Origin of the sequence: Kribbella sp. DT2, assembly GCF_049844575.1 — a bacterium.
Classification (GTDB): Bacteria; Actinomycetota; Actinomycetes; order Propionibacteriales; family Kribbellaceae; genus Kribbella.
Genome location: NZ_JBNCLH010000001.1, coordinates 1,600,887 through 1,619,048 on the forward strand (window position 1 = coordinate 1,600,887; position 18,162 = coordinate 1,619,048).

Genomic DNA, 18,162 nt, shown 5'->3' on the forward strand with positions numbered 1-18,162 from the left:
GGTCGAGATGACGCAGTACCTGCTCAGCATCTACCAGCCGGACGGCGTGGTGCCGGACGACGAGTTTCTGGCGCCGGTGATGGAACAGCTGTCGGTGTGGAACGACGACCTGCGCACTGCAGGCGCCTGGGTCTTCAGCGCGGGGCTGCACCCGCCGGAGTCCTCGACCGTGGTGCAGCAGCAGGGCGACGAGCTGCTGGTGACCGACGGGCCGTTCACCGAAGGCAAGGAACACGTCGGGGGGTTCACGGTGATCGACGTGGAGGACCTGGATGCCGCACTGGTCTGGGCGCGCCGGCTGGCGAAGATCCTGATCGCCCTTCCGGTGGAGGTCCGTCCCTTTGCCGGTTGACGTCGCCGCGGTGTTCCGGCGCGAGCACGGGCGGGCGGTCGCCGTACTGGCGCGCTCGTTCGGGGACCTGGACATCGCCGAGGACGCCGTTCAGGAGGCGTTCACCACCGCGCTCGAGCGCTGGCCGGAGCAGGGCCTGCCGCCCAGCCCGGCCGGGTGGATCATCACGACCGCCCGCAACCGCGCGATCGACCGCCTCCGCCGGGAGGCGGCGCGCGAGGACAAGTACGCCCAGGCGGCGCTGCTGCATGCCCAGGCCGAACCAGTGGAGGAGGGCCCGGTGCACGACGACCGCCTGCGGCTCATCTTCACCTGCTGCCACCCGGCGCTCGCCTTGAACGTCAGGGTCGCGCTGACGCTTCGCCTGCTCGGTGGACTCAGTACGGCGGAGATCGCCCACGCCTTCCTCGTCCCGGAGCCAACGATGGCCCAGCGACTCGTCAGGGCGAAGGCGAAGATCCGCACGGCCGGCATCCCGTACCGGATCCCGTACGACGCCGACCTGCCCGAGCGGGTCCGCGGCGTCCTAGCCGTGGTCTACCTGGTCTTCAACGAGGGGTACGCCGCCTCGTCCGGCGACGACCTGATCCGCACCGACCTCTGCACCGAGGCGATCCGGCTCGGCCGGCTCCTGGTCGAGCTGATGCCCGACGAGCCCGAGGCGGCCGGCCTGCTGGCCCTGATGCTCCTCCAGCACTCCCGCACGCCGGCCCGACAGGTGGACGGCCGACTGATCCCCCTGCCCGAGCAGGACCGCCGGCTGTGGGACCAGCAGCTCATAGCCGAGGGCCAAGACCTGGTACGCCGTTGCCTGCGCCGCGACCAACCAGGTCCCTACCAGCTCCAGGCAGCCATCAACGCCGTCCACAGCGACCCGCCGACGGACTGGTCCCAGATCGTCCAGCTCTACGACCACCTGCTGACCCTGGCCCCCACACCGGTCGTGGCGCTCAACAGGGCGGTCGCCGTAGCCGAGCTGAACGGCCCAGCCGAGGCACTCGCCCTGGTCGACGCTCTGGACCTCAGCGGCTTCTACCTCTTCCACGCCATCCGCGCCGACCTCCTCCAGCGCCTCCAGCGCCCGGCCGAGGCCAGAGCCGCCTGGCAGGCCGCCCTCGACCTGACCGGCAACGCGGCCGAGCAAGCGTTCCTCCGGTACCGCCTGGCCGCCCGATGAGTGGCCTCATGAACGGCGACAACGACTGGTACTGAGCTGTGGACAACCCGGCCTTCACCAAGGGCCGAGCCAGTAGGGTCGGCGGCTATGAGCTTCGAGCTGATCTGCGAGGTGGAGCCGCCGACCCGGCCGGACCTGAAGAAGGTCCGGCACCAGATCGGTGTGATGAGCCCGATCGCCGACGGTTTCCTGATCCCCGACAACCACATCGGCCGCGCGACCGTGTCGAGCGTCGCGGTCGCGAACGAGGTCCAGGCGATGGGCGCCCGCGGCATCGCCTGCCTGAACTCCCGCGACCGCAACCTGCTCGGCCTGCGCCGCGACCTGCTGACGGCGGCGGCGTACGGCGTCGAGCAGTTCCTCTTCGTCCACGGCGACGACCCGAGCGAGGGCGCCCGGACGAGCCAGCTCACCGCTCTGCCGCAGCTGGCGATCCCCGACGCGTTGGTCGAGGCCGTCGACCGGGACCCGGACGCGGGGGTCGAGGCGGCCTGTGAGCAGGTCCTCAGGATTCGGGACAGTGGCGCGTTCGAAGGGGTTCATCTGGTGCCGGTGAGCCGGTACCGGCAGGTCGCGGCTCGGCTCGAGCGGGATCTCTGACGGCTGCGCGCGGCGTAACCGGCTGAGACCGGTTAGTGTCAGCGTTCAGAAACCCTACGGACGGAGGAGGAGGCGTGGCTGTACCTGGCAAGGGTCTGATCGACGGTCTGAAGGTCACCGCGAAGACACTGTCCCGCCGCGCCGTCACCGAGCAGTACCCGGACGTGCAGCCGGAGCTGCCGCCGCGCAGCCGGGGCGTGATCGCGCTGATGGAGGAGAACTGCACCTCCTGCATGCTCTGCGCGCGCGAGTGCCCGAGCTGGTGCATCTACATCGACTCCCACACCGAGACCGCGCCGTCGGTCGGTGAGCAGGCCCGCGAGCGCAGCCGGAACGTGCTGGACCGGTTCGCGATCGACTTCAGCCTCTGCATGTACTGCGGGATCTGCATCGAGGCGTGCCCGTTCGACGCGCTGTTCTGGTCGCCGGAGTTCGAGTACGCCGAGACCGAGCTGCGCAACCTGACCCACGAGAAGGACAAGCTGCGCGACTGGATGTGGACCGTGCCCGCGCCGCAGCCGATCGACCCGGGGCCGAGCGTCGTCGAGCCGGTGATCGAGCCGGGGAGCGACGAGTGACCACAGCGCTCTTCGCCATCGCGGGGGCGGTGGCGCTGTTCGCGAGCATCATGGTCGTCACGTCGCGCCGGATCGTGCACGCAGCGCTCTGGCTGGTGGTCGCGCTCGGCGCCGTCGCCGGCTGCTTCGGCGCACTGCACGCGGAGCTCGTCGCACTGGTCCAGATCCTCGTGTACGTCGGCGCGATCGTCGTCCTGGTCCTCTTCGCGCTGATGCTGACCAAGGCCCCGACCAACCCGTTGCCGGCGCTGACCACGCACCGCAGTCCGTTCGCCGCGGTCGTCGCCGGCGTACTGGCGCTCGTCCTCGGCGCCGGCGTAGTCGTTGCTTTTGGCAACGAAAAGATCAAGCCGGTACCGGACGGATCCGCCGAAGCGATCGGGAACGCCGTGTTCCGGACCTGGGTGCTGCCGTTCGAAGTACTGTCCGTTCTCCTCCTGGCTGCTCTGATCGGCGCGATCGTGCTGTCGCAGCGCTCGGGCAAGAAGGAGAACTGATGCCCCTCGTTCTCCCGCTGCTGCTCGCGGTCGTCCTGTTCTGCCTGGGCGTGTACGGCGTGCTCGCGCGCCGCAACGCGATCACCGTGCTGATGTCGTTCGAGCTGATGCTCAACGCCGTCAACCTCAACTTGGTCGCCTTCGACGCCTGGCGCCTCGACGGCCTGGCCACCGGTCAGACGCTGGCGATCTTCGTGATCACCATCGCCGCGGCCGAGATCGGGCTGGGCCTCGCGATCGTGCTGCTGCTGTTCCGCGGCCACGGGCACGTCGACGCGGATGCCGCGCGCGACCTGCGCGAGGGGGTCGAGCAGTGATCGCGACCACCTGGCGCGTGCTCGGCGTCGGCTTCTCGCTGCTGTTGATCCTGAGCGCGATCCTGCTGTACGGCGTCGACCCGCAGGTCACCTCGTTCCCGGGCACCGGCGTCGGCGCCGCGTTCTGGACCTTCGACGTCCGCACCGACGACCTGACCGTGCTGCTGCTGGCCGTCGTCGGTGTGGTCTCGACGTGTGTCCAGGTCTACTCGATCAGCTACCTGCACGAGCGCGTCGCGTCGTACACGGCACTCGTCACGCTCTTCACCGCCGCGATGGTCACCGTGGTGATCTCCGACAGCCTGTTCCTGCTGCTGATCGGCTGGGAGGTCATGGGCGCCTGCTCGTACCTGCTGATCAGTCACTACTGGGAGCGCCGCGACGCCCGCGCCGGCGCGATGAAGGCGTTCCTGGTCACGCGGCTCGGCGACGTCGGCTTCCTGTTCGGCATCTTCGTGCTCGGCCTCGGCGCCGGGACCTTCCGGATCTCCGAGCTCAGCGGCAGCTCGATCTCCCCGACGGCGCTGACGGTCGGGACCGTGCTGCTGCTCGTCGGCGTGGTCGGCAAGTCGGCGCAGGTCCCGCTGCAGACCTGGCTCCCGGACGCGATGCCCGGTCCGAGCCCGGTCAGCGCCCTGATCCACGCGGCCACCATGGTCGCGGCCGGTGTCTTCCTGATCGCCCGCCTGTACGACGTGTTCGTCGCGGCCGAGACGACGCTGAGGATCCTGGCCGTCGTCGCCTGCGTGACGATGCTGTTCGCGGCGCTCTGCGCGATGGCCGCGGTCGAGGTGAAGCGCGTTCTGGCCTGGTCGACGGTCAGCCAGCTCGCGATCATGTTCGCCGGGCTCTCGCTCGGGACGGTGGACGGCCGGCACGCCGCGCTGTTCCACCTGGTCACGCACGCCGCGTTCAAGGGGCTGCTGTTCCTCTGCGCCGGCGTGCTGCTGCACCAGGTCGGCAGCGCGGCGTTCGTCGTACTGCGGAGGTACACGCGTCGCGGTGTGCTGCGCAAGGCGATGCCGGTGACGTTCGTGACGATGACGATCGGGCTCGCGGCGCTGGCCGGCGTACCGGGGTTCGCTGGGTTCTTCTCCAAGGACTCGGTGGTCGAGGCCGCCTGGCACCACGCTCGGGACGGGTCGACGGTGGGCTGGATCGTGCTGGTGTCGGTCTGCCTGACCGCCGCGATGACCGCGTTCTACTGCGTGCGGCTGTGGCTGTGGATCTTCTTCCGGACGCCTGCGCTGGCCGGTGCGCTCGGCGCGTTCGAGGACGACGACGCGATGGCCGACGCGGAAGATCCCGATACCTCGAAGCTGCGTGACGGGTCCTGGCTGATGCTGGGGCCGTTGGTGCTGCTGGCGGTCGGCGCGATCGGGCTCGGGTACGCCGACGGCGTGCACGTGAGCTGGCCGGTTGCGGGACTGACGACGGCGCTGGCAGTGTTCGGCGCGCTCCCGGCGTACTCGCTGTGGCAGCGCGGAGCTGATCCGCGGCCGGTGGTGCTGGAGCAGGAGTTCGGCGTCGACACGGCGTACGGGAAGGCTGTGGTCGTGCCGGTGCGGTGGTTCGCGAAGCTCGCCGTTCTGGGGGACCGGGACGTCGTCGGAGGGTACGTGCGCGGGATCGGGCGGGCGGGAACGCTCGCGTCGCAGGGGTTCCGGTTGCTGCAGACGGGCAACGTGCAGACCTACCTGACGTTGGCGGTCGCCGGGGTGATCGCGCTGGCGATCCTGGCGGGGGTGATCGGCGCGTGAACGGCGTACTGCTGAGCATCCTGGCGTTGCCGGTGCTCGCGGCTCTGGCGTTGTGGTCCCTGCCGTCGTCGACCGCCGACCGGATCGCGGCGCTGTACGGTTCGGTGATCTCGGGTTTGGTGCTGATCGGTTCGGTGGTGCTGTGGATCAACTTCCAGAACCCCAGCGGTCCGTTCACACTCGAGGCAACCTTCGCCGACCCGAACGACCGGGGTGATCTGCCCGGCCGGCTCTACGCCTTCGCCGAGACCGACCTGACCTGGATCCCCGCGCTCGACGTGCGCTTCCACCTCGCCGTGGACAGCATCTCGCTGCCGCTGATCATGCTGACCGCGCTCCTGGTCTTCCTCTGCTGTTTCTACTCCCTGCGGATCACCCCACGCGTCGGCCGCACCCGCTCGCTGATCGCGCTGCTGCTGGTGATCGAGACCGGCGTGATCGGCACCTTCGCGGCCGCCGACCTGATCCTGTTCTTCCTGTTCTTCGAGGTCGTGCTGATCCCGATGTGGCTCGTCATCGACGTCTGGGGCGACCATCACGACCCGGCCGGACGGCGCCGCGCGGCGACCACGTTCGTGCTGATGACCGTGCTCGGCTCAGCCGTCATGCTGGTCGGCTTCCTGCTGCTCTACCGCACCGCGGGCACCTTCGACCTCGAGCTGCTCGGTCAGTTCCCGGTCACCGGCGGGCACGGTACGGCGCTGGCCGCGGCGATCCTGATCACGCTCGGCCTGGCCGTGAAGATGCCGCTCTGGCCGCTGCACATCTGGCTCCCCGACGCGCATGCCAAGGCGCCGACGGTCGGCTCGGTCCTGCTGGCCGGCGTACTGCTGAAGCTCGGGAGCTACGGCCTGGTCCGGATCCTGCTGCCCGTCCTGCCCGACGCGACCGCGACGATCGCGCCATACCTGGCGGGCTTCTCCACGATGGCGATCGTCGCGGGCTCGCTGGCCTGCCTGGCGCAGACCGACGTGAAACGGCTGATCGCCTACTCCTCGGTCGGGCACATGGGCTTCATCGGCCTCGGCATCGCGACGATGTCGCCCGAGGGCGTCGCCGGCGCCCTGTTCGCGAACATCGCGCACGGCGTGATCACCGGCCTGCTGTTCTTCCTGGCCGGCGCGATCAAGGACCGGCACGACACCAGCGACCTGCGCGCGATCGGCCGGGCGCTGTACGCGCGGCTGCCGCGGATCAGCGGGTTGCTGACGTTCGCCTGCCTGGCCTCGCTCGGGCTGCCCGGGCTGGCCGGGTTCTGGGGCGAGATGCTCGCGCTGATGGGCGCGTTCCGGCCCGCCGACGGGCTGCCGCGGACGACGTACCTGGTGATGATGGTGATCGCCGGACTCGGGACCGTGCTGACCGCGGCGTACTTCCTCCGCCTGATCCGCACCCTTTGCCAGGGCGACCCGGCCGAGCACCCGGCGACCGCGTTCGCCGTCGACCTGAGCCGGATCGAGCTCGTCACCTGGGCGCCGCTGGTCGTGCTGACCGTCGTGCTCGGGCTGTGTCCCTGGCTGCTGCTCGACCACTGGACGTTCCTATGACGATGACCTGGACCGACTGGCAGGCGATCATCGTCCCGCTGGTCCTCGCGCTCGGCGCCGTCGCCGTCCTGATGATCGACAGCTTCTGGGGTGCCGGCTCGTCGCGCTGGCGGCACCTGAGCCTTTCGCTGGTGAGCAGCGGAGCGATCCTGTTCGGATTGGCCTTCGTGGTCACCCAGCAGAACGAGTTCCGCCCTGGTTTTTGCCGTCCGGCGGTCGAGGGGCCGGCCGAGTGCAGCCTGATCTTCGAGCCGCTGACCGCCGGGCTGTGGGCCGTGCTGCTGATCGGTGGGCTCGGGGTCGTCTGGCTTTCGGCGTACCAGCTGCTCGATCGCGACATCCCGGTGGGGGAGTACCACTTCCTCCTGCTGAGTGCGCTGGTCGGCGCGACCGTGCTCGCCGGTGCGCGTGACCTCGCGACGATGGTGATCGCGCTCGAGGTCGTCTCGCTGCCGAGCTTCGCGATGGTCGCGCTTCGTCGGGATCGTCGCGGCTCCGAGGGAGCGCTGAAGGCCTTCTTCGTCTCGGTCCTGTCGACAGCGGTGATGCTCTTCGGCATCTCGTACCTGTACGGCGTGACCGGCACGCTCTACCTGCAGACCCTCGCCGCGCGCGTCCCTGGCCTCGATCCCTCGCTGCGCCGGGTCGCGTTCGTGGCGGTGCTGTTCGTCGTGGTCGGCTTCGCGTTCAAGATCGCCGCGGTGCCGTTCCACGGCTGGCTTCCCGACACGTACGCCGGCGCGCCCGTCGAGGTCGCGGCGTTCCTCGCGGTCGTCTCCAAGTCGGCGGGTGTTGCCGGCCTTCTGGTGCTGGTCATCTACGGCATCGCGCCGAGCGGCGTCGACCTCCGCCTCGCGCTGGCGATCCTCGCCGCCGTCACGATGACCGTGGGCAACGTGGCCGCTCTCCGCCAGCGCTACGCGGTCCGGCTGCTCGCCTGGTCGTCGATCGGGCAGGTCGGCTTCCTGCTCGCGCCGTTGGCCGTCGGTGACGCCCAAGCCGTCGTCGCGTACTTGGCGGCGTACGTCGTCGTCACGCTGGGAGCCTTCGGCGCCGTCGCCGTGGTCCAACGCCACCGGCCCGCCGGTTTGCTGACCGACTACCAAGGCATGCTGCGCTCCGAGCCCGGCCTGGCGGCCGCGCTGGTCTTCTTCCTGGTGGTCCTCGCGGGCCTGCCGCCGGGCCTGGCGGGTTTGTTCACCAAGCTCGCGGCGTTCCAGTCGGTGATCGACGCCAACCTGCTGTGGCTGGCGATCGTGATGGCCGTGAACGTGATGATCGGCCTGGCGGTCTACCTGCGCTGGGTCGCCGAGCTCTTCCGCAGCCCCTCGGAAACCCCGTTCTCGGTGAACATCGAGAATTCCGCCGTCACGGTGATCACCGCGTGCACCGCGGTGGCCGTGGTGTTCTCGGTGCTGCCGGCGACGCTGTTCGCGCTGCTCAACTAGCAGTCGGCTCGCTCAGGTGGGGTGCGTTCGGGTGGTAGTGGCGTTGGCGTTCGACGGGAGCGTCGTCGAAGTTGCCGGCGCCGTTGACGACCTCGCCCACACCCAGCTGCACGCCCTGCGCCTTGCCGAAGCCCTTGAGGACCGCGCCTCGGTGGTCCGGGTCGGGGTGAGTGTGGTCCATGCCGCCGGCGAGGACGACGTCCTGCGCGGTGATCTGGCCGAGGACCTGGCAGCCGTCACCGAGCTCGACGGGGGCGACCACCAGGGCACCGCTGCTCAACCTCGCACCGTTCCCGATCGTCACCTCGTTGCCGGCAGCGACGATCCGGGCGCCGCCCTCGCCAATCCTCGCGTCGTTGCTAATAGCAACAGATCCGCCGGGGCCGACGGAGACGAAGGTTCCGGGCAGCAACGTGTTCCGGTCGCCCAGCACGCAGGTCCCGTCCTCGGCGCACTCGATCACGACCCCCGGGTACAGGACGTTCTCCTTGCCCAGGACGACGCCGGCGCCGATCAGCACCGAGTACGGATCGAGCACCACCGTTCCGCTCTCGGCCAGTTCGAGGATCTCGGCGATCGTCCGGAGTCCGCGGTCTCGTCGCTGCTGGTCAGTGATCACCCACGAGACCCTAGTCCGGGACGATCAGCGTGGAGAGCATCCGGCGCCTGCGCTCCGCGGCGTCGGGCTTCCCGGCGTACCGGCTGAGCAGTTCGCCGTACGCGGTGACGAACTCGACGAACTCCTCGTCCGACAGGTTCAGCGCGGTCTGGCGGAAGCTGATGCCGTCGGCCATCGGGTCGATCTCGGGGCGCGCGAGGTACTGGTCGAGGTGCCCGCCGATGCCCGCGACGAACACGGTGAACATCGTGCGCAGCTTGTCGTGGCCGATCTCGGTGTGGTCCGCGTCGCCGGCCTGGAGGTTCAGCGTGTACGTGCGCTCGATCGCGCCGCGGACCTGGTGCTCCTCGGAGACGGTGAGGACGCCGGCCTTCACCAGTACGCCGACCTGGCGGTAGAGCGTCGTCGTCGCGACGTCCGGCAGCAGCTCGGCCAGCTCGCGCGTGGTCAGCGGGCGGCCGATCAGCAGCTGCGTGATCCGCCAGCGCAGCGGGTGGTGCAGCAGGTCGACAAGGGAGGTCATCTGGCCTTTCGTTTCCAATCTTGGTAATATTTCCAGTAATGGAAATAGTCTAGGAGCGGAGGACCCGACATGGCGACAGTACGTGCGAACGACACGACGGTGACGGTAGGCCTGAGCTGGTGGGAGCGCCTGTTCGCCGCCGGCCGCCCGCGGCTGGTGATCCCGCTCGACGCGATCGCCACGATCGGCGTCGTCGAACAGCCGACCCGCTGGACGGCGACACCCGGCGCCCGCTCCGGCATCGTCATCACCGGCGTCCTCAAGGTCGGCCGCTGGGGGCTCGGCACCGGCGTGCGGCACTTCGTCAGCGTCCGCCGCAACCGACCGGCGGTGCGCCTCATGCTCACGCCCGAGGGCGCCGATGTGACCGGCTACGACGTCGTACTGGTCAGCACGCCGGACGCGGAAGCCATTGCACGGGACCTGCTCCCGGCGACGCCGCTCGGTTGATCACGCGCGCGCGAAGGCTGGACCAACCCGTCCCGCTGACCGCCGGCGCGCTCTAACCTCGTGGTGTGACCGAAACCCTGGACCCGGCCGCCGCCCTCGCGGCGGCCGGCGAGCTGCGCCGGATCTACCTCTCGGCCTTCGGAGCCCCCGGCTACGACGAACCACCGGAGCGCGCCGACCAGTTCGTCGAGGAGCAGCTCCCGACCCACGCGGCCCGCGAGGGCTTCAAACTCGTCCTCACCCGCTCGGGCGCCGAGGCCACCGGTTTCGCCTACGGCTACACGGGCGAGCGCGGCCAGTGGTGGTCCGACCGCATCGCCGAGGCCGCGCCGGAGATCGCCGACGAGTGGGTCGGCGGCCACTTCGAGTTCGTCGAACTGGCCGTCGTCGCCGAGGCCCAAGGCCGCGGCGTCGGCGCGTCGCTGCACGACGTACTCCTGGCCGGCCTCCCGCACACCAAGGCCCTGCTCAGCACGTACGTCGGCGACCGCCCAGCCCCGAGGCTCTACCGCCGCAAAGGCTGGCAGGTCCTGCTCCCGAACCTCACCCCCGACTCTGCCCTGTACGGAATGCAGCTGAGCCGATGAACCGCACCGAGCTCCTCACCTAGGGTGTGTCTGGCAATTCTCGCCTACTGCGCGGCACTCGGCACGGCACCTCGGAGCACTGGAGCAAAGCCCACGATGGAAAAACATCGAGGGCTTCACTCCAGCACTCCGAGCTACCGCACCGAGCACCTGCTCGCTACGGCGACAATTGCCAGACACGCCCTAGGCAACAGACCACCTGCGCGCCGATCCGCGAGTCCGTCGCCCGAGGTCGTCGCGAAGGTCGTGCCCGAGTTCCTGCGGACCATGCTGATCCAGCTGATGGTCGAGTCGGTCGAGGTCAGACCTGCCCAGGCTGGTCACCGGCTGCGGCGATGCGGGCTTGGTACGACTCGTACTGCTCGACGACCCGGCGCCACAGCTGGTCGCGGTCGGCGGCGGTCAGGTGCTGGAGCGGGAGCTGGAAGACGTCGGCCAGCACGGCGTAGTACTCGGCTGGTGTCTCCAGGAGGGTGGTGTCGATCCGGTCGGCGAAGGTTTCTGCGAGTTCGGTGGAGCGCAGCGCGAGGGCGCTCTCCGGGCGGCGCAGGAAGGCCGACGCCACGCGGACGAACGGCGAGCTCGGCGACGTCGACAGGTACGCATGCTGCTCGGCGAAGTCGCCGATCGTCGCGGGCGCGGCCTCGAAGTCCATCCCGGCGATCACGCTGCGCGCGTCGTGCTCGAGCCGCCAGCCGGTGGTGATCGACGACGGGCCGAGGCTGAAGCCGTACGGCGTCTGCCGGCTGGTAGCGCCCACCTCCAGCGGCATCGGCTCCAGGAACCCGTCGCCGAGCCCGGCGTCGACCAGCCAGACGCGCTCCGGCTCCTCGGGCAGGCCGGTGACGGTCAGGACGAGGTGCGTGCTGTCGACGCGCGGCTCCGGAGCCGTCCTCGTCTGTACGCCGCCGCGGTGCATCGTCACGTCGTACCCGAGTTCATCGAGCAACCACCCGAACGCGCCGTTCATCTGGAAGCAGTAGCCGCCTGCCTCGCGAGTGATCATCCGCTCGACGACCGCCCGCTGATCCAGCGGCCCACCGCGCCCGAGCTGGTACTGGATCGACTCGTACGGCACCGACACCACGAACGCCCGCTGCAGCGCGAACAACCCCTCCACGCTGGGCCCCGCCGGAGCCTCCTCCAGCCCGATCCGCCGCAGGAATTCCGAGGTCGTCATGTGACGAGCGTACGACCGAAGGCGGCCCAGCGACGGGCCTTGACGCGCCACCTCAGGGGACCTTGAACACCAAACGGGCACCTTGAACACCACATACCTTGTCCGAGCTCCCCGCTTGGTGTTCACGGTCCCGACGCGTTGCATGCTGGGACAGCAGGTGCCACCAAGTCGCTGACCTGGCAGGGTAGGGGACATGACTTCGGAGCGGATCTATGTGGGCAGCTACACCAGCCAGGACGGCGGCGGCACCGGGATCGGGTTCGGTACCGCCGAGGAGCTGGTGGTCGCGGTCGAGACGACGGACCCGTCGTTCCTGACCAGGTCGGCCGACGGGCGGTTCGTGTACGCGACCAACGAGCTCGAGGCCGGCCGCGTCAGTGCGTTCGCGATCGGCGACGACGGCTCGCTGGAGTTTCTCAACGATCAGCCGACCGACGGCGCGCACCCGTGCCACCTCACGATCGACCCCTCCGGCAACTACCTGCTGAGCGCCAACTACAGCTCCGGCTCCGTCGCGATCCACCCGATCGCCGCCGACGGTTCCCTCGGTACGGCGACGCAGTTCCTGCAGCGCGAGGGCACCGGCCCGAACGCCGACCGCCAGGAAGGCCCGCACGCGCACCAGGTCACGTTCGACCCGGACGGCGCGTACGCCGTCGACGTCGACCTCGGCTCGGACACCGTCTACGTCAACACCCTGACCGCGGACGGCCGGCTCGAAGACGTCAGCCGGCTCCAGGTCCACCCGGGCGCGGGACCGCGGCACCTGGTCTTCCACCCGGCCGGCGGGGCGGCGTACGTGATCAACGAGCTCGACTCGACGCTCACCATCTGCAGCTACACCGACGGCAAGCTGGCCGTCACGCAGACCGTCTCGACCCGCCCGGACGGCGCCACCGGCGAGAACGCCCCGGCCGAACTGCTGATCACGCCCGACGGCCGCTACCTGTACGGCTCCAACCGCGGCGACAACACCATCGCCGTCTTCGCCACCGACGCCGACGGCCTCGGCGTCGAGCTCATCCAATCCATCCCCTCCGGCGGCAACTGGCCCCGACACCTTGCCTTCAGCAACGACCTGAAGCACCTGTACGCCGCCAACGAACGCTCCGACGCCGTCGCGGTGTTCACGATCGACCAGTCCAGCGGCGCCCTCACCGCAACGGGGACGCCGCTGTCCTGGCCGAAGCCGGTCTGCATCCTGCCGCTCTGACGCCGGCCGTCAGTCCGGACGCAGCACGCCGTACGCCGTCAGGAGGACGCCGTGACCGACTGGACAGCCCTGACCAGGGCTCCGGGCCGCAGCCGGAGCCGTTCGTTCGCCGAGAACCCGGCCGGTGCGCCCGGCCAGGCGGCGATGACGGCGTCCGCGCTCGGCCCGTCCCGCAAGGGCCGGCCGTCGAGGTCCCGCTCGGCGACTTCCTCTGCAACGGCTTCGGCCAGCGTGCGCTCGTCACCTCGGTCCCGATCGTCGTCGCCCCGACCGGTGGGACGAACTGCTACTTCCCGATGCCGCCCCGCGCCCACCGCCGTCCCCGCTGAGGAGCCCCGATGCCGTACGACGAACCGAACCGCGGTCAGGTCCACTTCAGTCCCCGCGCCGGGTGGATGAACGACCCCAACGGCCTGCTGCACTACCGCGGCACGTACCACTTCTACTTCCAGCACGCCCCGGACAGCCTGGTCTGGGACACCATGCACTGGGGTCACGCGACCAGCCCGGACCTCGTGCACTGGACGCAACAGCCGAACGCGCTCGACCCGGCGATTCATCCCGGCGACCTGTGGTCCGGTGGGGGAGTGGTCGACCTGGGCAACACCTCGGGGCTGAAGGACGGCGACGAGGACCCGATCGTGGTCTTCTCCGGGACCCAGGGCGTGCGGATGTTCTACAGCCTCGACGGCGGTTTCACCTTCACGCCGTACGACGAAGGCCGCGTGATCGCGCAGCCGAGCGGGCACGAGAGCCGCGACCCGAAGGTGGTCTGGCACGAACCGACGGCGAGCTGGGCGATGGTCGTCTGGTCCTCCGATGCCGACGGCAACGGTGTGGACGTGTTCGTCTCGCCGGACCTGCGGACGTGGGAGCGGACCGGCCGGTACGCCGCCGGCTGGTTCTTCGAGTGCCCCGACTTCACCCCGATGCAGCTCGACGGCGAGACCGTGTGGGTCCTCCGTGACGCGCGCGGTTCGTACGTCGTCGGCGACTTCGACGGCCGGACCTTCAGCACGACGTGGACCGAGCCGCAGACGATCACCCGCAACCCAGGGCCCGCGGCCGGCGACTACTACGCGGCCCAGTCCTTCGACAACACCCCCGACGGCCGCGTCGTCACGATGGCCTGGCAGGGCCGCAACAAGGGCTCGGTCTGGACCGGCAACGCCAGCTTCCCCGTCGAGCAGGAGCTGGTCACCATCCCGGACGGCCCCCGGATCATCAGCCGCCCGGTCGAGGAGATCCGGACTCTCCGCAGCGAGAGCCAGACGTGGCCGGAGGCAACTTTCGGGCCCGGCCGGCACGTCCTCGGTTCGGGCCGCACCTTCGAGCTGGAGATCGCCGGCGCCTCGCGGCCTTGCACACTGCGCCTGCGCGGCTACTACGACGTACCGGTCGCCCCCGATGAAACCCTGCGGCTCCTCGTCGACCGGGGCCAGCTCGCGATCTTCTCCGGCCTCGCCTACACCTGCCTGAACGTCGACTTCGACAGCGAGGCCGTCGGCGACGAGATCGAACTCGCCACCGACGGCCCGCTGCGGATCAACTCACTGAGCCTGCACCAGCTCAGACCGTGACGAGCTTCTCGAAGAAGAACTCGTGCTTGAGGAACGACACGTCGTACTCGTGACCGTGCTGCGGCGGCAGCAGCTGCGCGGCCTGGAACAGCCGCCAGCCGTCCTTCAGCGCCTCCAGCCCGTTCGCGTACGGCGGGACGTCGCTGTCGCCGGTCGTCGGCGAGGTCGCGCCGGTGCCGTCGTACGTCGACCAGCCGACCGTGCGCGCGTCGAGTGCGGACGAGGCCAGGTAGAGCACCAGGACCTGCTGTCGGACCGTGGTCCGGGTCGGGTCAGGGACGGTGGTGGTCATGCGGTCACCTTCTTGGCGGCGTGCGGGTTGAGGCTGCGCTGGGAGATCACGCGCTGCGGGCGGTTCGAGACGCGGGTGACCCAGTAGTCGGGATCGAAGGTGTCGTCACCGGTGAGCGCCTGCCAGAGCTTGACCCGGTTGTAGATCTCCAGCCGGCCGGTCGCGTTCTCGTACCAGGGGAACGTCTGCTTGAGCTCGTTCGCGACCTGCTCGTCGTACAGGTCCTCGAGGTCCCACAGCCGGACCTGGCGGACGGTCGGGTTGAAGCGGATCTTGAACATGTAGCGGTCGATCGCGCTGTCGTTCTTGCGGCCGCCGTGCCAGATGCCGTGGTGCAGGAAGACGACGGTGCCGGCCGGGCAGGTCAGCCGGGTCTGGCCGGCCAGGTTCTGGTAGCGGCCGGTGTCGGACTCGTTCGTCCGGCGCAGGTGGCTGCCGGGCACACTCAGCGTGCCGCCCATCTCGAGCGTCACCTCCTGCGGGTAGTACATGAGCTGCACGTCGAAGGCGTCCTCGCGGACGTCGATGATCGCGTCACCGTGCAGGTTCTGCGCCTCGCCCTCGTTGGCCTTGCGGATGTGCACGGCGTGGTGGTCGACGGTCGGCTCCGGGCCGACCAGGCTGTGGATCGCGCCGGCGATCTCGGGCAGCTGCACCAGCCGCTGCACGAACTCGCTGTCCACGAACGCCTCCGACAGCGGCGTGCCGTACGGGACGCCGGGGATGCCGGCCTGGAGCACGTCGAGGGCGTGCTGGTTCATCTCGTCCGGGACGACCGCGTCCATCCGGAACGCGCCGGTGGCGACGAAATGAGCCATCTGGACCGAGGTGAGCAGGTTCTTGTGATGGGGGTGGGGCATGTCTCTCCCTCTCGGGGCGACTGGTCCTTGGTGGTTCCTACTCGTCCAGGCTAGGTTCCGGCGCCCTTGTTTCGCGTCGGCCTGAATCACCACTGGTGGTAATTTCTCACCATGCTTCGGTTAGCCTTGGCTCAGCCTCCGGAGGTCGTCAACGTCGGCGCGGGCGTGCACGGCGTGCACCGGCGCCGCGACGTGTTCCGCCTGCCGGATCTCTGGCAGCTGCACCTCTACAGCTACTCGGCCGACCTGACCTTGGACGGTACGACGTACGCGGTGGCGCCCGGCTTCGTCAGCCTGACGCCCGCCGGGGTGCCGGTGCAGTTCGACTACCGGGGCCGCTCGGAGCACCTGTACGTGCACTTCCGCCCGTCGCCGGGCGGCGAGCCGTCGTACGTGCCGGAGGTCCAGGACGCCGGAGCGGCCGCGCCGGTGCTCGCCGACCTGCTCCGCTCGGCCCTCGAGGCGTCGGCGACCGGCTCCGCGCGGGTCGTCTCCGAGGTGTGGACGGCGCTCTGGCGCATCGCCGAGCTGTCGGCTCCGGACTCCGAACGCGGCACCCATCCGGCGGTCGCGTCGGCGATCGCCTATATCGAGGCCAATCTCGCGCGCCCTCTGACCGTCCCCGAGCTGGCGCGCGCAGCCGGGGTCTCGCACAACCACCTCACCCGGCTCTTCCACGCGGAGACCGGTACGACGGTGATCGCGTACCTGCGACGCCGCCGCCTGACCCGCGCCCGGCACCTCCTGGTCGCCTCGACCCTGTCGATCCCCGCCGTCGCCGCGTCGGTCGGCATCCCCGACCTGCAGGCCTTCAACAAGGCCTGCCACCGGGAGCTCGGCGGCTCACCGCGCGCGGTCCGAAATGCAGTGGTCGCCGGGGGCGGCACGACCTAGCCTCATGCTGATTCCGGTCACCGACGCCCCTGAGTTCGACGAGGAGGCCTCGAAGGTCTTCGCCGAGGGGTGGCCGGAGTTCATCTTCCACGACGCTTTGGCCAAGCAGTACGCCGAGCGCCGGGACAGGTTCTTCGCCGGGGTGGAACTTCTACTTCATGTCTCCTGAACGGCGGCTGCTCGCAGGTTGCTGGGGTGTCCCGCTCGCCTGGGACGCCTCGATCGCCGACCTTCCCGGCGGCTACAGCGACGCGGTCGCCCGCTGCGTCACGTCGTACGAGCAAGGCATCGAACCCAACACCTTCGTGCTGATGGCCGCCGCCGTCCGCGCCGACCAGCAGGGCCAGGGCACCGCGGCGGCGTTGATCACGGCGGTCCGCGACCGAGCCGTCGCCGCCGGGCTGCCGCAGGTGATCGCGCCCCTCCGCCCGACCCTGAAGACGCGCTACCCGCTCACCGACATCGCGACGTACCTGACCTGGACTCGCTCCGACGGCCTCCCGCTCGACCCCTGGCTCCGCACGCACGTCCGCCTAGGTGCGACAGTCCTCGCACCGGCCCCGGCCTCCCAGACCATCACCGGCTCGGTCGACGAGTGGGAGAAGTGGACCGGCATGGTCTTCCCCTCACCCGGCACCTACACGATCCCCGCCGGCCTCTCCACCCTCACCATCGCCGACGGCGTCGGCACCTACACCGAGCCCAACATCTGGGTCCGTCACGCGTAGCAGCATCCCTTTGGGCCCGAGTACGTCGCGCAGATAACCCAGTGCGTCCTCGCGGTCCGGGCCCGTGACGACCTGCTCGGCCCAGAGGCCGACTTCCTCCTGGACGCGCGCGTTGCGGTAGTACCGGAGATTGACGGGGTCCAGCTCGACCTCGCCGTACCCGGCGAAGAAGGCGTCGCGCTGTCCGTCGGTGGTTGGGCCGAGCGCGCCCATCCCGCCGAGGAAGAACAGCAGATCCTGTTCGCGCGGAGCCAGTACGGCGTCGTCCCAGTCGATCAGGTGCACGCCGTCGCCGGCGATCACGTTGCCGAGGTGCGGATCCGCGTGGCAGATCACCGTCTCGCCCCGCGGTCCGTCAACGGGCTCGAGCAGGCTGAGGATCGGGTCGCGATGCTCCTGCCAGACGGCGGCCAGTTCCGCCTCGACATCGTCGGTCGGTGTCTGCTGCGTGAGCCGCTCGTCCAGCTCCCTGATCAGCCCGGGCATCCGGGCGTTCACGGGATTCAGCGGAGGCAGCACCTGCCGCAGCTCGTCCGACGGCTTGACCGCGTGCACCTGCGCAAGCAGTACGCCGTACGCCGTCCACTCGGCGTCACTCAGCCCCACGTCGCCCGCCCGCTCACCGTCGACCCACGGCATCACGGTGAGCCGACGCCCGTCGCGCGTGCTCCACAGCCCACCCGCCGTTGTCGGCACCGGGCCGGCAACCCCGGAGACGCCCGCGCCTGCCAGCTCCGCGCCCACCGACGTCCCAGCACCCGTCCCGCCGCCGGACCACTTCACGGCGTACGAGTGCAGCCCGCCCGGCCCGGCCGCGTCCGTGGCGACTCGCGCCTCGACCTTCCACACCTCAGCGGCGAGGTCCGTGCCCGCGTGGACGCGCGTGAGTTCGACCACATCGAGTCCGTGGTCGTCGTACAGCCAGGTCGTCAGCGCCGGTGTCGTCACGGCGCCAGGATG

Annotated in this window: 22 protein-coding genes and 1 pseudogene; 17 read left to right on the forward strand and 6 right to left on the reverse strand. The window is 69.9% G+C overall.

The window, feature by feature from the left end:
- The first annotated feature begins 7 nt into the window (after positions 1 to 7).
- From ACLQ2O_RS07575 to ACLQ2O_RS07615, 9 genes and pseudogenes are all read left to right on the forward strand, one after another.
- On the forward strand, positions 8 to 352 hold the full coding sequence (locus ACLQ2O_RS07575) for a YciI family protein (RefSeq protein ID WP_425828612.1): 345 nt from the start codon (positions 8 to 10) through the stop codon (positions 350 to 352).
- A complete protein-coding gene (locus ACLQ2O_RS07580; protein ID WP_425828614.1) occupies positions 342 to 1,529 on the forward strand; it encodes an RNA polymerase sigma factor in 1,188 nt (395 codons plus the stop codon). The genes ACLQ2O_RS07575 and ACLQ2O_RS07580 overlap by 11 nt, the downstream gene beginning before the upstream one ends.
- A gap of 87 nt (positions 1,530 to 1,616) precedes the next feature.
- Positions 1,617 to 2,129 (forward strand): hypothetical protein, encoded by a 513-nt coding sequence (locus ACLQ2O_RS07585; RefSeq protein WP_425828616.1) that lies wholly within the window; start codon positions 1,617 to 1,619, stop codon positions 2,127 to 2,129.
- A gap of 209 nt (positions 2,130 to 2,338) precedes the next feature.
- Positions 2,339 to 2,554 (forward strand): annotated as a pseudogene (locus tag ACLQ2O_RS07590) (4Fe-4S binding protein); the annotation flags it as partial.
- A 149-nt stretch (positions 2,555 to 2,703) separates the two neighbouring features.
- Positions 2,704 to 3,204 carry an NADH-quinone oxidoreductase subunit J family protein gene (locus ACLQ2O_RS07595; protein WP_425828618.1) on the forward strand — a complete coding sequence of 167 codons (501 nt, stop codon included), beginning with the start codon at positions 2,704 to 2,706 and terminating at the stop codon, positions 3,202 to 3,204.
- On the forward strand, positions 3,204 to 3,521 hold the full coding sequence (nuoK, locus tag ACLQ2O_RS07600; protein WP_425828620.1) for an NADH-quinone oxidoreductase subunit NuoK: 318 nt from the start codon (positions 3,204 to 3,206) through the stop codon (positions 3,519 to 3,521). The genes ACLQ2O_RS07595 and nuoK overlap by 1 nt, the downstream gene beginning before the upstream one ends.
- Complete coding sequence (locus tag ACLQ2O_RS07605) at positions 3,518 to 5,281, forward strand: NADH-quinone oxidoreductase subunit L (RefSeq protein ID WP_425828622.1); 1,764 nt, start codon at positions 3,518 to 3,520, stop codon at positions 5,279 to 5,281. The genes nuoK and ACLQ2O_RS07605 overlap by 4 nt, the downstream gene beginning before the upstream one ends.
- Complete coding sequence (locus ACLQ2O_RS07610) at positions 5,278 to 6,828, forward strand: complex I subunit 4 family protein (RefSeq protein ID WP_425828624.1); 1,551 nt, start codon at positions 5,278 to 5,280, stop codon at positions 6,826 to 6,828. Before ACLQ2O_RS07605 ends, ACLQ2O_RS07610 begins: the two co-directional genes overlap by 4 nt.
- Entirely contained in the window at positions 6,825 to 8,276 is a 1,452-nt protein-coding gene (locus tag ACLQ2O_RS07615) for an NADH-quinone oxidoreductase subunit N (RefSeq protein WP_425828626.1), read from the forward strand. The genes ACLQ2O_RS07610 and ACLQ2O_RS07615 overlap by 4 nt, the downstream gene beginning before the upstream one ends.
- On the opposite strand, the gene ACLQ2O_RS07620 is transcribed toward ACLQ2O_RS07615, so the two are convergent.
- Both ACLQ2O_RS07620 and ACLQ2O_RS07625 read right to left on the reverse strand, forming a co-directional pair.
- Positions 8,269 to 8,895 carry a hypothetical protein gene (locus ACLQ2O_RS07620; RefSeq protein ID WP_425828628.1) on the reverse strand — a complete coding sequence of 209 codons (627 nt, stop codon included), beginning with the start codon at positions 8,893 to 8,895 and terminating at the stop codon, positions 8,269 to 8,271. The genes ACLQ2O_RS07615 and ACLQ2O_RS07620 overlap by 8 nt on opposite strands.
- A gap of 10 nt (positions 8,896 to 8,905) precedes the next feature.
- Positions 8,906 to 9,418, reverse strand: coding sequence for a helix-turn-helix domain-containing protein (locus ACLQ2O_RS07625; protein ID WP_425828630.1), 513 nt, complete (start codon positions 9,416 to 9,418; stop codon positions 8,906 to 8,908).
- Between the two features lie 69 nt (positions 9,419 to 9,487).
- Here ACLQ2O_RS07625 and ACLQ2O_RS07630 point away from each other — a divergent pair, with 69 nt between their 5' ends.
- Together ACLQ2O_RS07630 and ACLQ2O_RS07635 are read left to right on the forward strand one after the other, a co-directional pair.
- Positions 9,488 to 9,868, forward strand: a complete 381-nt coding sequence (locus tag ACLQ2O_RS07630) for a hypothetical protein (RefSeq protein WP_425828632.1) — start codon at positions 9,488 to 9,490, stop codon at positions 9,866 to 9,868.
- 65 nt (positions 9,869 to 9,933) lie between these two features.
- Positions 9,934 to 10,455, forward strand: a complete 522-nt coding sequence (locus ACLQ2O_RS07635; protein WP_425828634.1) for a hypothetical protein — start codon at positions 9,934 to 9,936, stop codon at positions 10,453 to 10,455.
- Between the two features lie 301 nt (positions 10,456 to 10,756).
- Here the strand turns inward: ACLQ2O_RS07635 and ACLQ2O_RS07640 are convergent, their stop codons facing one another.
- Positions 10,757 to 11,635 (reverse strand): arylamine N-acetyltransferase family protein, encoded by an 879-nt coding sequence (locus ACLQ2O_RS07640; RefSeq protein ID WP_425828636.1) that lies wholly within the window; start codon positions 11,633 to 11,635, stop codon positions 10,757 to 10,759.
- Between the two features lie 193 nt (positions 11,636 to 11,828).
- Here ACLQ2O_RS07640 and ACLQ2O_RS07645 point away from each other — a divergent pair, with 193 nt between their 5' ends.
- The 3 genes from ACLQ2O_RS07645 to ACLQ2O_RS07655 are packed head-to-tail and all read left to right on the forward strand — an operon-like array spanning position 11,829 to position 14,428.
- Entirely contained in the window at positions 11,829 to 12,848 is a 1,020-nt protein-coding gene (locus tag ACLQ2O_RS07645) for a lactonase family protein (protein WP_425828638.1), read from the forward strand.
- Between the two features lie 59 nt (positions 12,849 to 12,907).
- Positions 12,908 to 13,177, forward strand: coding sequence for a DUF2961 domain-containing protein (locus tag ACLQ2O_RS07650; RefSeq protein WP_425829093.1), 270 nt, complete (start codon positions 12,908 to 12,910; stop codon positions 13,175 to 13,177).
- Positions 13,178 to 13,186: 9 nt separating this feature from the next.
- Entirely contained in the window at positions 13,187 to 14,428 is a 1,242-nt protein-coding gene (locus ACLQ2O_RS07655) for a glycoside hydrolase family 32 protein (RefSeq protein WP_425828640.1), read from the forward strand.
- On the opposite strand, the gene ACLQ2O_RS07660 is transcribed toward ACLQ2O_RS07655, so the two are convergent.
- Together ACLQ2O_RS07660 and ACLQ2O_RS07665 are read right to left on the reverse strand one after the other, a co-directional pair.
- Positions 14,418 to 14,720, reverse strand: coding sequence for a hypothetical protein (locus tag ACLQ2O_RS07660; protein ID WP_425828642.1), 303 nt, complete (start codon positions 14,718 to 14,720; stop codon positions 14,418 to 14,420). The two genes, ACLQ2O_RS07655 and ACLQ2O_RS07660, sit on opposite strands and share 11 nt — an antisense overlap.
- On the reverse strand, positions 14,717 to 15,580 hold the full coding sequence (locus ACLQ2O_RS07665) for a phytanoyl-CoA dioxygenase family protein (RefSeq protein WP_425828644.1): 864 nt from the start codon (positions 15,578 to 15,580) through the stop codon (positions 14,717 to 14,719). Before ACLQ2O_RS07665 ends, ACLQ2O_RS07660 begins: the two co-directional genes overlap by 4 nt.
- 111 nt (positions 15,581 to 15,691) lie before the next feature.
- On the opposite strand from ACLQ2O_RS07665, the gene ACLQ2O_RS07670 reads away from it, so the two are divergent.
- From ACLQ2O_RS07670 to ACLQ2O_RS07680, 3 genes are read left to right on the forward strand one after another with little or no spacing between them, the layout of a single operon-like run.
- A complete protein-coding gene (locus ACLQ2O_RS07670) occupies positions 15,692 to 16,474 on the forward strand; it encodes a helix-turn-helix domain-containing protein (protein WP_425828646.1) in 783 nt (260 codons plus the stop codon).
- Between the two features lie 4 nt (positions 16,475 to 16,478).
- A complete protein-coding gene (locus tag ACLQ2O_RS07675) occupies positions 16,479 to 16,643 on the forward strand; it encodes a hypothetical protein (protein WP_425828648.1) in 165 nt (54 codons plus the stop codon).
- Positions 16,633 to 17,202, forward strand: a complete 570-nt coding sequence (locus ACLQ2O_RS07680) for a hypothetical protein (protein WP_425828650.1) — start codon at positions 16,633 to 16,635, stop codon at positions 17,200 to 17,202. The genes ACLQ2O_RS07675 and ACLQ2O_RS07680 overlap by 11 nt, the downstream gene beginning before the upstream one ends.
- Here ACLQ2O_RS07680 and ACLQ2O_RS07685 read toward each other — a convergent pair.
- Entirely contained in the window at positions 17,101 to 18,150 is a 1,050-nt protein-coding gene (locus ACLQ2O_RS07685) for a phosphotransferase enzyme family protein (RefSeq protein ID WP_425828652.1), read from the reverse strand. The genes ACLQ2O_RS07680 and ACLQ2O_RS07685 overlap by 102 nt on opposite strands.
- Positions 18,151 to 18,162: the final 12 nt, after the last annotated feature.

Bases quoted from the DNA above. Each gene is read 5' to 3' on its own strand.
- ACLQ2O_RS07680 (WP_425828650.1), top strand. From the start codon at position 16,633: ATGTCTCCTGAACGGCGGCTGCTCGCAGGTTGCTGGGGTGTCCCGCTC.
- ACLQ2O_RS07645 (WP_425828638.1), top strand. From the start codon at position 11,829: ATGACTTCGGAGCGGATCTATGTGGGCAGCTACACCAGCCAGGACGGC.
- nuoK (WP_425828620.1), top strand. From the start codon at position 3,204: ATGCCCCTCGTTCTCCCGCTGCTGCTCGCGGTCGTCCTGTTCTGCCTG.
- ACLQ2O_RS07640 (WP_425828636.1), bottom strand. From the start codon at position 11,635: ATGACGACCTCGGAATTCCTGCGGCGGATCGGGCTGGAGGAGGCTCCG.
- ACLQ2O_RS07655 (WP_425828640.1), top strand. From the start codon at position 13,187: ATGCCGTACGACGAACCGAACCGCGGTCAGGTCCACTTCAGTCCCCGC.
- ACLQ2O_RS07675 (WP_425828648.1), top strand. From the start codon at position 16,479: ATGCTGATTCCGGTCACCGACGCCCCTGAGTTCGACGAGGAGGCCTCG.
- ACLQ2O_RS07665 (WP_425828644.1), bottom strand. From the start codon at position 15,580: ATGCCCCACCCCCATCACAAGAACCTGCTCACCTCGGTCCAGATGGCT.
- ACLQ2O_RS07660 (WP_425828642.1), bottom strand. From the start codon at position 14,720: ATGACCACCACCGTCCCTGACCCGACCCGGACCACGGTCCGACAGCAG.
- ACLQ2O_RS07625 (WP_425828630.1), bottom strand. From the start codon at position 9,418: ATGACCTCCCTTGTCGACCTGCTGCACCACCCGCTGCGCTGGCGGATC.
- ACLQ2O_RS07575 (WP_425828612.1), top strand. From the start codon at position 8: ATGACGCAGTACCTGCTCAGCATCTACCAGCCGGACGGCGTGGTGCCG.
- ACLQ2O_RS07585 (WP_425828616.1), top strand. From the start codon at position 1,617: ATGAGCTTCGAGCTGATCTGCGAGGTGGAGCCGCCGACCCGGCCGGAC.
- ACLQ2O_RS07630 (WP_425828632.1), top strand. From the start codon at position 9,488: ATGGCGACAGTACGTGCGAACGACACGACGGTGACGGTAGGCCTGAGC.
- ACLQ2O_RS07670 (WP_425828646.1), top strand. From the start codon at position 15,692: ATGCTTCGGTTAGCCTTGGCTCAGCCTCCGGAGGTCGTCAACGTCGGC.
- ACLQ2O_RS07615 (WP_425828626.1), top strand. From the start codon at position 6,825: ATGACGATGACCTGGACCGACTGGCAGGCGATCATCGTCCCGCTGGTC.